9 protein-coding genes are annotated in these 11,401 nt (G+C 70.2%); 3 read left to right on the forward strand and 6 right to left on the reverse strand.

What is annotated here, in order from left to right; genetic code table 11:
* Positions 1 to 31 precede the first annotated feature (31 nt).
* On the forward strand, positions 32 to 1,693 hold the full coding sequence (locus WDU93_RS07080; protein WP_337318999.1) for a glycoside hydrolase family 13 protein: 1,662 nt from the start codon (positions 32 to 34) through the stop codon (positions 1,691 to 1,693).
* Between the two features lie 99 nt (positions 1,694 to 1,792).
* Here the strand turns inward: WDU93_RS07080 and WDU93_RS07085 are convergent, their stop codons facing one another.
* Positions 1,793 to 2,992: an MFS transporter gene (locus WDU93_RS07085; protein WP_337319001.1), complete on the reverse strand. Its 1,200-nt coding sequence runs from the start codon at positions 2,990 to 2,992 to the stop codon at positions 1,793 to 1,795.
* A gap of 112 nt (positions 2,993 to 3,104) precedes the next feature.
* Here WDU93_RS07085 and WDU93_RS07090 point away from each other — a divergent pair, with 112 nt between their 5' ends.
* Positions 3,105 to 4,319, forward strand: coding sequence for an amidohydrolase (locus WDU93_RS07090; protein ID WP_337319003.1), 1,215 nt, complete (start codon positions 3,105 to 3,107; stop codon positions 4,317 to 4,319).
* A 160-nt stretch (positions 4,320 to 4,479) separates the two neighbouring features.
* Here WDU93_RS07090 and WDU93_RS07095 read toward each other — a convergent pair whose 3' ends face one another.
* From WDU93_RS07095 to WDU93_RS07115, 5 genes are all read right to left on the reverse strand, one after another.
* Complete coding sequence (locus WDU93_RS07095; protein ID WP_337319005.1) at positions 4,480 to 5,148, reverse strand: GTP pyrophosphokinase; 669 nt, start codon at positions 5,146 to 5,148, stop codon at positions 4,480 to 4,482.
* A 50-nt stretch (positions 5,149 to 5,198) separates the two neighbouring features.
* On the reverse strand, positions 5,199 to 6,083 hold the full coding sequence (locus tag WDU93_RS07100) for an intradiol ring-cleavage dioxygenase (protein WP_420064048.1): 885 nt from the start codon (positions 6,081 to 6,083) through the stop codon (positions 5,199 to 5,201).
* Positions 6,084 to 6,353: 270 nt separating this feature from the next.
* Positions 6,354 to 8,408 (reverse strand): iron ABC transporter permease, encoded by a 2,055-nt coding sequence (locus tag WDU93_RS07105; protein WP_337319009.1) that lies wholly within the window; start codon positions 8,406 to 8,408, stop codon positions 6,354 to 6,356.
* Between the two features lie 101 nt (positions 8,409 to 8,509).
* Entirely contained in the window at positions 8,510 to 9,544 is a 1,035-nt protein-coding gene (locus WDU93_RS07110) for an iron-siderophore ABC transporter substrate-binding protein (protein WP_337319011.1), read from the reverse strand.
* A 56-nt stretch (positions 9,545 to 9,600) separates the two neighbouring features.
* Positions 9,601 to 10,458, reverse strand: coding sequence for an ABC transporter ATP-binding protein (locus WDU93_RS07115; RefSeq protein ID WP_337319013.1), 858 nt, complete (start codon positions 10,456 to 10,458; stop codon positions 9,601 to 9,603).
* 29 nt (positions 10,459 to 10,487) lie between these two features.
* Between WDU93_RS07115 and WDU93_RS07120 the strand changes: the two genes are divergently transcribed.
* Positions 10,488 to 11,387, forward strand: a complete 900-nt coding sequence (locus WDU93_RS07120; protein WP_337319015.1) for a siderophore-interacting protein — start codon at positions 10,488 to 10,490, stop codon at positions 11,385 to 11,387.
* Positions 11,388 to 11,401: the final 14 nt, after the last annotated feature.

The following is an 11,401-nucleotide window of genomic DNA, read 5'->3' on the forward strand; positions in this document are numbered from 1 at the left end:
GGGGAGGATCGTTCCGGCTAGCGTGGATCGCATGGCACAGCTCGAACAGTTCGCAGCCCCCGGTTCCGAGTGGTGGCGCACCGCCGTCATCTACCAGATCTACCCCCGCTCCTTCGCCGACGCCTCGGGCGACGGCATCGGCGACCTGCCCGGCGTCACGAGCCGCCTCGACGACCTGAAAGACCTCGGTGTCGACGCCATCTGGCTGAGCCCGTTCATGACCAGCCCGCAGAAGGATGCCGGCTACGACGTCACCGACTACCGCGACGTCGACCCACTGTTCGGCACGCTCGCCGACTTCGACGAGTTGCTCGCGCAGGCGCACGCCCGCGGCATCCGCGTCATCGTCGACCTCGTGCCCAACCACTCCTCTGACCAGCACGTCTGGTTCCAGCAGGCGCTGAAGGCCGCGCCCGGCAGCCCCGAACGCGCGCGCTACATCTTCCGCGACGGCAAGGGCGAGAACGGCGAACTCCCGCCGAACAACTGGGAGAGCGTGTTCGGCGGCGGCATGTGGGAGCGCGTGATCGAGGCCGACGGCACCCCGGGCCAGTGGTACCTGCACATCTTCGACGCCACCCAGCCCGACTTCGACTGGACCAACGAAGAGGTGCGTGAGGAGTTCCGCAGCATCCTGCGCTTCTGGCTCGACCGCGGCGTCGATGGTTTCCGCGTCGACGTTGCCCACGGCATGATCAAGGCCGACGGTCTGCCCGACTACATGCCCCCCACCGACGCCGACTCGATGGGTGGCGGCGAGGACGACGTGCCCTACTGGGGGCAGGACGGCGTGCACGAGATCTACCGCGACTGGCACGAGGTGCTCGCCGAGTACGACGGCGATCGCGCCCTCGCCGGCGAGGCCTGGCTGCCCACGCTCGAGAAGACCGCCCTGTGGGTGCGTCCCGACGAGATGCACCAGACGTTCAACTTCCCGTACCTGATGACGCACTGGGATGCCGCCGACCTGCGCGCCGTGATCCGCGACTCGCTCGACGCCTTCGGCGGCGTGGGCGCGCCGAGCACCTGGGTGCTCTCGAACCACGACGTGGTGCGCCACGCGAGCCGTCTGGCGCTCACGGCCGACAACCCGCAGGGTGAGGGCATCGGGCCGAAGTCGGCCGGCAAGCCCGACCCGGCGGTCGGTCTGTCACGCGGTCGCGCGGCGTCTACCGTCATGCTGGCACTGCCCGGCTCCGCCTACATCTACCAGGGCGAGGAGCTGGGGCTGCCGGAGGCGATGGAGATCCCCGACGAGTTCCGTCAGGACCCGACGTGGTTCCGCACGAACGGCGAGCGGTACGGCCGCGACGGATGCCGCGTTCCGCTCCCCTGGACGGCGGATGCTCCGGCCTTCGGGTTCAACGACACCGGGCTCTCCTGGCTGCCGCAGCCCGACGAATGGGCGGCGTCGGCGCGTGACGTCGAGGCATCCGACCCGGACTCCACACTCAACCTGTACCGCCGCCTCATCGCGCTGCGCCACGAGCGCGAGCTGGGCTACGGCTCGCTCGTGTGGGAGGACGCGGGAGCGAATGCGGTGGCGTTCCGCCGCGGCGACCTGCACGTGGTCGCGAACCTCGGCACCGAGCCGATCGAGCTCGGCGAGGGTGTGGAGTTCCTCGTGCGCAGCGAGCCGTTCGCCGGCACCGCCCTGCCGCCCGACACGGCCGCCTGGTTCATCCGCGCCTAAGCCTTGGGGACGCCCCGCTTTCGCCGCGGTGTGCAGTAACGCATCCGAATCGCGCGATTCAGCAGCGTTTCTGCACACCGCGCGCGGTCAGGGCGCGCGTCAGGCGGCGGTAACGACGGGGGCGCGGGTCGCGCGGGCGACGGTGAGATGCAGCACGAGCGTCACCCCGAGCACGATGGCGGATGCCGGAAGCAGGCCATCTGCGGGCAGCCCGGCCGTGAGCAGCGCGCCGCCGAGGATGCCGCCGAGCGCCGACCCGAGCGCCATCGCGCTGCCGTAGAGCGCGAGCACGAGCGAGACCGATTCGGGCGCCATGCGGCTCAGCCGCGATTGCAGTGCCACGCCCGATCCGCCGTTGAACAGGGCGGTCGCGAGGAACCAGGCGACCGCGGCGATTGCGCCGGCGAGGCCGGGCAAGGCGAGGCCGAGTGTGCCGAGCAGGGCGACGACGATGAGCGTGCAGATGATGAGGGTGATCACCCGAACCGGTGCGAAGCGGTCGGTGACCCGGCCCGAGATGATGTTGCCGATCAGGCTGACGACGCCGTAGCCGAACATCGCCGCGATCATGGCGTCGGCTCCCTCGACGCGCGGCCCGATGATGAGGGTCGCGTAGGTGAAGCAGAGATAGCTCGCCGTCATGATGCCCGTCGCGACCAGCAGTCCGCCGATCAGGGTGGGCCGGGCGAGCGGGCGCAGCGTCTCGCGCAGGGAGACGGCGGGCAGGTGCAGGCGGGGCACGCCGATCAGGATGCCGATGAGGGCGACGGTCCCCACACCGGCGACGAGGAAGAGCGGCACCCGCCAGTCGGAGCGGCCGAGCAGCAGCCCCAGCGGCACACCGAGGGCGGTGGCGGCGAGCCATCCGCCCAGCACGAACGAGAGGGCGCGGCCCCGGCGCTCCGGCGGGGCCTTGGCGACGACGTAGCTGCTGACGACCGCGCTGAGCAGTGAACCGCCCACGGCGGAGAACACCCGACCGAACATCGCCCAGGCGTAATCGGGCGCGAGCCCGACGATGAGGTTGCCGATGATGAACACCGCCAGGGCGGCCGCGATCGTGAACCGGCGCTCCCACCGGCCGGTGAGCGCGCTGAGCACGGGGCCGGCCACCGCACCGGTCAGGGCGAACATCGCCACCAGCTGCCCGGCGGCGGCCTCGGTCACCTGCAGGTCGCCGGCGATCTGGGGCAGCAAGCCCGCCAGCACATACCCGTCGATGCCCATCGAGAAGGTCGCCAGAGCCAGCCAGAGCAGGGCGCCGTAGCCCGCCGACCGGGATTCGTCAGTGATCCGCACGAATCCCATCCAAGCAGGTCGGAAGGCGCTTGCCGACCATCGTTTCCGTCCCGCAGTCGCCCACCGCCGCCACATGGCGACGGCGGGCGTGTCGGCTGACTAGGCTCGGTGCATGACCATCGACCTCGAGGCCCTCTACATCGACCTGCACCGGCACCCCGAGTTGTCCTTCCAGGAGACGCGCACGGCCGGTATCGCGGCCGCGCATCTGCGTGATCTCGGCCTCGAGGTGCAGGAGGGCGTCGGCGTCACCGGCGTCGTCGCCGTGCTGCGCAACGGCGACGGACCAGTGGTGTGGCTGCGCGCCGACATGGACGCCCTGCCCGTGAAAGAGGAGAGCGGTCTGGCCTACGCCTCCACCGCGACCGGGATCGACCCCGAGGGCAAGACGGTGCACGTCATGCACGCGTGCGGGCACGATATGCACGTGACCGCGATGATCGGTGCCGTCGAGCGACTGGTCACCGACCGCGAAGAGTGGTCGGGCACCGCAGTTGTCCTCATCCAGCCCGCCGAGGAGTTCGGCGCCGGCGCCCGCGCGATGCTCGACGACGGGCTGCTCGAGCGCGTCCCGCGCCCCGATGTCGTGCTCGGTCAGCACCTCACTCCCCTGCCCGCCGGCACGATCGGCGTGCGACCGGGCCCGCAGATGTCGGCATCCGACGGCATCCAGGTGGTGCTCTACGGCCGAGGCGGCCACGGCTCGCGCCCGCACTCGACCATCGATCCGATCGTGATGGGCGCGGCGACGGTGATGCGCCTGCAGACGGTGGTCTCACGCGAGGTCGACCCGCACGATCTCGCGGTGGTGACGGTCGGCTCGTTCCACGCCGGCACGAAGAACAACATCATCCCGGCCGAGGCGACGCTGCAGCTGAGCCTGCGCTACCCCGACGAGAAGCTGCGTGAGAAGGTGCTCGAGCGGGTGGAGCGGGTGATTCGCGCCGAGTCCATGGCCTCGGGCGCGGAGCGCGAACCCGAGATCAGCACGCTGCACCGCCTGCCGGCGACGATCAACGACGTGGATGCCACGGCGCGCATGATCACCGCGATGAAGGCCGAGTTCGGCGATCACGCCGTGGTCGACCCCGGGCTGTACGCCGGCAGCGAGGATGTCTCGTGGTTCGCCCGCGACGCCGGGGCTCCGCTGGTGTTCTGGTTCTGGGGCGGCATCGACCCGGCGGCGTACGCCGAGGCCGTCGCCGGCGACACCGTCGACCGCGATGTGCCCACCAACCACTCGCCGTTCTTCGCGCCGGTGCTGCACCCCACGATCGAGGTCGGCGTGACGGCCATGGCGACGGCGGCCCGGGAGTTCTTGGGCTGAGCAGGCTCGGCCCCGGTGCGCACGCTCAGCCCACGCGTGCCGGTGGCAACCCACCCGACGTCGTGGTCGCCACCGTCGGCGGCGGCCGATAGCCGTCGAGTTCTCGGCGCTCCGCGACCGGCTTGAGGCCGCCGACTCGGCACTCGCCGAGGGGTGAGGGTCAGACTTCGAGCACCCGACCGTTACTGGCGTGCACCTCGCGGTGCAGACTCTCCATGCGGCGGTCGAGCTCGCCGGCCGTCTCGGCCGCCTCGGTGAGACTCTGCACCAGCGCGGCCGGGACCGCTCCGGCGAACTTGTAGTGGATCTTGTGTTCGAGGCTCGCCCAGAAGTCCATGGCGATCGTTCGGAACTGCACCTCGACGGGCACCGCGACCGTGCCCGTCGACAGGAAGACGGGCACCTCGACGATGGCGTGCAGGCTGCGGTATCCGTTCTCCTTGGGCACGGCGATGTAGTCCTTGACGACGCGTACGGTGATGTCGTTCTGCTGGGTGAGCAGGTCGAACAGGCGATACACGTCGCTCACGAAACTGCAGGTGACCCGCACCCCGGCGATGTCGGTGATCTCGGCCCGCACCACGTCGAAGTCGGCGTCGATGCCCTTGCGGGCGACCTTTTCGACGATGCTGTCCGGTGACTTGACGCGACTCTTCACGTGCTCGATCGGGTTGTATGCGTGGTTATGGGTGAACTCGTCGCGCAGAATCGAGATCTTCGTCTCGACCTCACGCATCCCGAACTCGTACTCGCGCAGGAACCGCTGGAACTGATCGCGGAGCGCCCTGGCCTGCTCGATCGCGGCCGGGTCGACGGGCACCGATGTCATGGCATCGACGTTACGCTTCGGGGTTCAGAATCGGCTGATGGTGGCGCCGATCAGACTCCGATCGTCAAGGCGGCGGTATACCCGGCATCCACGCTGCCGCTCATCGTCGCCAACTGCAGGATGCCGCCATCCTCACCGAACACGTTGTCGCTGGTGAGCGTCACCTGCGATGAGGTGCGCACGCTCTGCTCGTAACCGCTCGTGGCGTAGACCTTCGCATTGGTCTCGGCGGGCAGGGCGATCTGCGAGGTCTTGACGATCGGCCCGGTCGCGACGGCGGTTGCGACATCTTCATATACCTCAAAGTGAATATGAGGCCAGCGTCCCGTGTAGCAGGCGGGATAGATCGAGGTGAAGCGCACGGTGCCGGTGTCGTCGGTCTCCTGCACGCCACGCAGATAGTTCTCGTTCTGCGCCGCCTGCGAGTAGAGCGAGTAGTTGCCGTCGCGGTCGCAGTGCCAGAGGTAGACGCCCGCGCCGACCATGGCTGCGCCGGTGGCTGCGTCGCGCACGGTGAGCACGATCTCGAGCGGCACACCCTCGGCGGTGGTGGTAGACGAGCCGAAGCTGGAGCGGATGTCGGAGCGCACGATGCCGGAATCGTCGAGCACATTCACACCGTTGGATCCGTCGCCGGGATAGGGGCCGGCGGTCTCGTCTGGCACCTCTTCGACGGGTCCGGTGGCCTCGGTTGTCGCCTCGGTGGTGGGCTCGGTCGTCGGGGTGGTCGTCGCGGTGGGCGTCGCGGTCGCCGTGGACGACGAGGTGGCCGGCGCGCAGGCGGCGAGCAGGGTGGTCGCCGCGATACCGCCGAAGATGCCGAGCGCCCGCCGGCGATCGATGAGAGTGCGGATGTCGTAGACGAGTCCGCGGTGGTCTTCGTCGATCGGATCCCCGTTGGCGTCGAGCCAGCGCGGGTCGGTGTCGGTGCTCATGGTGTCGTCCTCTCGGCGGGCGGTGGTGCCCATGGTGACAGCAGAGCAGCGCGAACTGAAGAGTCGATAAGGAGGGGACAAGAGTCGCCTATGTCAGAGGTATGCGAATCCTATGATCACCCAAGAGCGCCGACCTCTGGCATCCCTCCTGCCCACCGACCCATGTCCCAAAATCTGCTGTCAAACCACAGGTTTAACAGCAGGAATCGGGACATGCTCTGCAGAAAGTGGGACATGTCCGGCGGAAAGTGGGACATGGGTACGGCGGGGTCAGGCGTCGCGCGACCGCCACAGCAGCCAGACGAAGTAGGGGGCGCCGAGCAGGGCGACCAGCAGGCCCGCGGGCAGCTGGGTGGGGGCGATGATGGTGCGGCCGACGGCATCCGCCACCCCCACCAGCACCGCACCCAACAGCACCGCCACCGGGATCACACGCGTGTGACGAGAGCCGACCAGGGCGCGTGCGGCGTGCGGGGCGACGAGCCCGACGAACCCGACCACCCCCACCGCGACCACGCTGAGAGCGGCCAGCATGGCAGCGGCGACCAGCAGCAGCAGGCGGGTGCGCTCAAGACGGATGCCGACGAGACGTGGGGTGTCCTCGTCCATCGCCAGGATGTCGAGGTCGCGACGGTGCAGGAACGCGAACGGCAGCACCACCAGCAGCACGATCGCCAGCGGCACGACCTGCTCCCAGATGCGGCCGTACGTGGTGCCCGAGAGCCAGGTGTAGATCTTGGGGGTGTCCCACGGGTTGGCGCGCAGCAGCACGAAGGTGGTCAGCGCCGTGGCGCCGTACGAGACGCCGATGCCGATCAGGATGAACCGGTCGGCACTCAGCCCGCCGCGCCAGGCCAGTCCGTAGACGAGCACGAAGGCCAGCAGGGCCCCGACCACGGCAGCGACGAGCATCCCGAAGTTCGATGCTGTCGCGCTGGTGACCACCAGCACCGCACCGAGCCCCGCGCCACCGGTGATGCCGAGCAGGCTGGGATCGGCGAGCGGGTTGCGGCTGACGGCCTGCGTGAGGGTGCCGGCGAGCGCGAGCGCCGCCCCGGCGGTGACCGCCGCGATCACGCGCGGGGTGCGCTCATCGAGGGCGAAGGCGATGCGCGGGGCCGCATCGCCCTGCAGCCAGAGCAGGATGTCGCCGGTGAGCAACGGGGTGCTGCCCAGCAGCATCCCGCCGATCACCACGGCACCGACCGCGACGACACCGATGACGAGCACGACCCAGAAGCGGCGGTCACTGCGCACCCCGAAGCGGATGCTCGGCGGGCGACGCGTCGGGCCGGAGTCGCGCAGGCGCCGTGCCATCACCACGAGCACGATCGCGCCGAGCACTGTGGTCGCCACCCCGGTGGGCACCGCGATCGCGCCTTCGGCCCCGATGACCGCACGCAGCAGCGCATCGGCGAGAATCACGACGATCGCACCGATGAGGCCCGACGCCGGAATGAGCAGCAGGTGCCGACCCAGCGCCGGCACGATGCGCGCGAGCAGGCGCGCGAGCACCGGCGCACACAGACCGACGAAGCCGATCGGGCCGGCGAGGGTCACCGCCGTGGCGGTGAGCAGCACCGAGAGCAGGATGCCGAAGACCCGCGTGGAACGGATCGGCACCCCGAGCGACGAGGCGGTGTCGTCACCGAGGGCGAGCACGTCGAACCGGCGGGCCATCACGAGGGCGAGCGCCACCGCGACGAGCACGACGGGAGCGGCCCGCAGAAAGCTCTCCAGCCCCAGCTGCGACAGGCTGCCGCTGCCCCACGCGAGCAGTCCCTTGGTCTCTTCGGAGAAGAGCACGAGCAGCGCCGAGGTGCCGGCCTGGAACGCGAGCGCCAGGGCGGTGCCGGCCAGCACGAGGCGGGTCGTCGAAGTGCCCGCTCCGCCGGCGAGCCCCAGCACGATCACGGCCGCGGCCAGCCCGCCCGCGAAGGCGACGAGACCAGAGGCCCAGATCGGCACGGCGATGCCGAACGCCGCCACCGCCGTGACCGCCAGGTACGCACCCGCGGTCACGCCCAGGGTGTCCGGCGAGGCGAGGGCGTTACGGGCCAGCGACTGCATGAGCGCACCAGCCACGCCCAAGGCGATGCCCACCGCGACCCCGGCCGCGAGCCGTGGGATGCGCGATCCCCACAGCACGTCAGGGTCGGCGAAGATCGCCCCGCTCGTGCCCTGGGTGAGATGCCACCCGGCCACGAGGACGAGGCTGACGACGAGAGCGAGGAGGATGCCGAGACCCGCGGCCGTGCCCCCGAGGCGGGTGGCGCGCGGCGCATCCCGCCGCGCGTCGTTCCCGCGCGAGCCCGTGGGGGTCATCCGAGGGTCCGGCGTGGGTGGGGCATCCGCCCTGGGCGCGAGCCCGGCATCCTGCATCACTGGATCAGACTTTCGTGATCGTCCTTACTTGGTCATCACGCTTACTTGGTCATCACGCCGACGTAGGCGTCGATGATCTGCTCGGCCGAGCGCGGGCCGCCGAAGGTCCAGATGCCGGCGGGGAAGGCCTGGATGCGGTCCTCGGCGACGGCCGGGATGGATGCCCAGGCGGGGTTCTTGGCGGCGGCGTCGACGAAGCTCTCGGAGTCGGGGTCGGACGTGCCGGTGTAGAAGAGGTTGGCGTCACCGATCGTGGTCATGCCCTCGATGTCGGTCTGGCCGAGGCCGTAGGCCGGGTCGACCTCGCCGGTCCAGGCGTTGGTGAGGCCCAGTTCCTCGCCGAGCTCGCCGACCAGCGATCCCTGACCGAACGGACGCAGCGACACGTTGCCGCCGTCGACCCAGCCGTCGAAGAAGACGAAGTCGGTGACGGCCGGCTTGGCGTCGGCGACCTCGGCCTTGGCATCCGCGAGGTGCTGCTCGAACTCGTCCACGACGACCTCGGCACGCTCCTCCCGGCCGGTGGCCTGAGCGATGAGCTCGAAGGTATCGACCATCTGGCCGATCGGGTCTTCGGCGTTGGCGCCGATGGTCGCGAGCACGGGCACGCCGTACTTCTCGAGCTGGGAGATGATCGCGTCGTCGCGGGTGTAGGCCTCGACGATGACCAGGTCAGGTTCGGTGGCGAAGAGGGCGTCGAGGTTCGGCTCCTGCCGGGTGCCGACGCTCTCGACATCTTCGGGCAGCTCTTCGGCGGTGTCCCACGTGCGGTAGCCCTCGGCATCCGCCACGGCCACGGGGGTGAGGCAGAGCGAGAGAACGTCTTCGATCTGCTGCCACTCGAGCACGGCGACCTTGGATGCCGGCTTGTCGAGGGTGACCTCACGACCGAACGCGTCGGTCAGCTCGACCGGGCCGGTCGACGTCGTCGTGGTGTCGGCCTCGCAGCCAGCGCTGGTCGACGACGAGGCGGCGGGCGCCTCCGTCTCGGCGGCGGTCGGCTGGGTGGTGCCGCAGGCGGTGAGCGCGAGGGCGAGGGCACCCAGGGTCGCGAGGGCGGCGAGGGGCTTGTTCATCGGGGTGTTCTCCATGGGGTGGGGTGGCATCGCGGGATGCCGGGCGGGGGAGGGTGTCAGACCGAGACGGCGTCGGTGCGGCGGGCACGGTCGTGGTGGCGGCCGCGCGGGGTGACCCGCACACGCCCGGTCTCGGCATCTGTCGTGGTCTCGATCGGCAGGCCGTAGACCGCGCTGAGGTTGTCGGCGGTGAGCACCTCGGCCGGGGTTCCGGCGGCGTGCACGACGCCGCGGTGCATGAGCACGACCTCGTCGGCGATGGATGCCGCATGGTCGAGGTCGTGCAGGACGACGCCGACGGCCGTGCCCCGGTCGGCGAGATCGCAGATGAGATCGAGCGTCTCGACCTGGTAGCGCAGGTCGAGGTGGTTGGTGGGCTCGTCCAGCAGCAGGATGCCGGTGCCCTGGGCGAGGGCGGTGGCGAGCCACACGCGCTGTAGTTCGCCGCCGGAGAGCTCATCGACGGGGCGCTGGGCCATGCTGCTCAGACCGGTCAGGTCGAGGGCATGGTCGATCGCGGCGCGGTCGACGTCGCGCAGGCCGGAGAAGCGTCCCCGGTGCGGGTGGCGGCCGTAGGCGACGACGTCGCGCACCTCAAGGCCGGAGGGATGCGGACGCGACTGCGAGAGCATCGCGACACTGCGGGCGAACTCCTTGGGCGAGAGGGATGCCGCGTCACGGGCGCCGGCAGCGTCGTCGATGTGCACGCTGCCGCTGTCGATCTTGTGCAGGCGGGCCAGGGCCCGAAGGGCCGTGGACTTGCCGCTGCCGTTGGGCCCGATGAGGGCAGTGACGATGCCGGGGCGCAGGTGCAGCGACACGTCGTGCACGACGCGGGTGCGGCCGTAGCTGAGGGCGAGCGCGTCGCCGTGCAGCTCGCCAGCGGCGGGCTCGTGAGTGTCGGGGGAGATCACGTTAGGAGAGCCTAACCTATACTCGAAGGGTGATCCAGCACCCGTATCGCACCTTCCGCACGACCGTGGCGCGCCGTGAAGTGCTCGGCCCCCACTTCACCCGCATCACCTTCGCGGGCGATGACCTCGAGCACTTCGGTACCGATGGACTCGACCAGCGGATCAAGCTGATCATCCCGTTCGACGATGGATCGGTCACCGATGTCGGGCAGGCTGACGAGGCACAGGGGATGATGGACTGGTACCGGCGCTGGCGGGAACTGCCCGATGAGAAGCGCAATCCGATCCGCACGTACACCGTGCGGGCGGTACGGCCGGAGGCGCGCGAGATCGACGTCGACTTCGTGCTGCACGGCACCGAAGGTCCGGCATCCGCCTGGGCGACGGCCGCGCAACCGGGCGACCCGCTCTACATCGTCGGCCCGAACGCACGCTCGGTCGAGGCCCCCGGCGGTCTGGAATGGAAGCCGGGCGACGCCACGTCGGTGCTCATCGCCGGCGACGAGACCGCCGCCCCCGCGATCTGCTCCATCGTCGAGACGCTGCCTGCGCACGTCACCGGTGAGGTCTGCATCGAGGTGCCGACCGAGGCGGATGCTCTGCCGCTCGCCGCCCCCGATGGGGTGACCGTGCGCTGGCTGGCGCGCGGCAGCGCCCCGCATGGCGTGCGGTTGAGCGCCGCGGTGCATGCCTGGGGGCGGGCGCGTTCGTCGTCGGCGGCCCCTGTGGTGGAACTCGCCGAGCCCGACGAGGACGAGGTGCTCTGGGAGGTGCCCGAGCAGGCGGATGCCACCGAGTACGCGTGGCTCGCGGGTGAAGCGGGCACCATCACCGCCCTGCGCCGTCACCTCGTGCGAGACCTCGGCATCGACCGCAAGTCGGTCGCGTTCATGGGCTACTGGAAGGTCGGGCGGGCCGAAGGGGCGTGAGAACGCCGCCCGAA

The sequence above is a fragment of the Microbacterium istanbulense genome (assembly GCF_037204145.1).
Classification (GTDB): Bacteria; Actinomycetota; Actinomycetes; order Actinomycetales; family Microbacteriaceae; genus Microbacterium; species Microbacterium istanbulense.

What these genes read in the sequence shown, in the direction of transcription:
- WDU93_RS07080 (WP_337318999.1), top strand. Translation starts at nt 32, where the DNA reads ATGGCACAGCTCGAACAGTTCGCAGCCCCCGGTTCCGAGTGGTGGCGC.
- WDU93_RS07090 (WP_337319003.1), top strand. Translation starts at nt 3,105, where the DNA reads ATGACCATCGACCTCGAGGCCCTCTACATCGACCTGCACCGGCACCCC.
- WDU93_RS07095 (WP_337319005.1), bottom strand. Translation starts at nt 5,148, where the DNA reads ATGACATCGGTGCCCGTCGACCCGGCCGCGATCGAGCAGGCCAGGGCG.
- WDU93_RS07100 (WP_420064048.1), bottom strand. Translation starts at nt 6,083, where the DNA reads ATGAGCACCGACACCGACCCGCGCTGGCTCGACGCCAACGGGGATCCG.
- WDU93_RS07105 (WP_337319009.1), bottom strand. Translation starts at nt 8,408, where the DNA reads ATGACCCCCACGGGCTCGCGCGGGAACGACGCGCGGCGGGATGCGCCG.
- WDU93_RS07110 (WP_337319011.1), bottom strand. Translation starts at nt 9,544, where the DNA reads ATGAACAAGCCCCTCGCCGCCCTCGCGACCCTGGGTGCCCTCGCCCTC.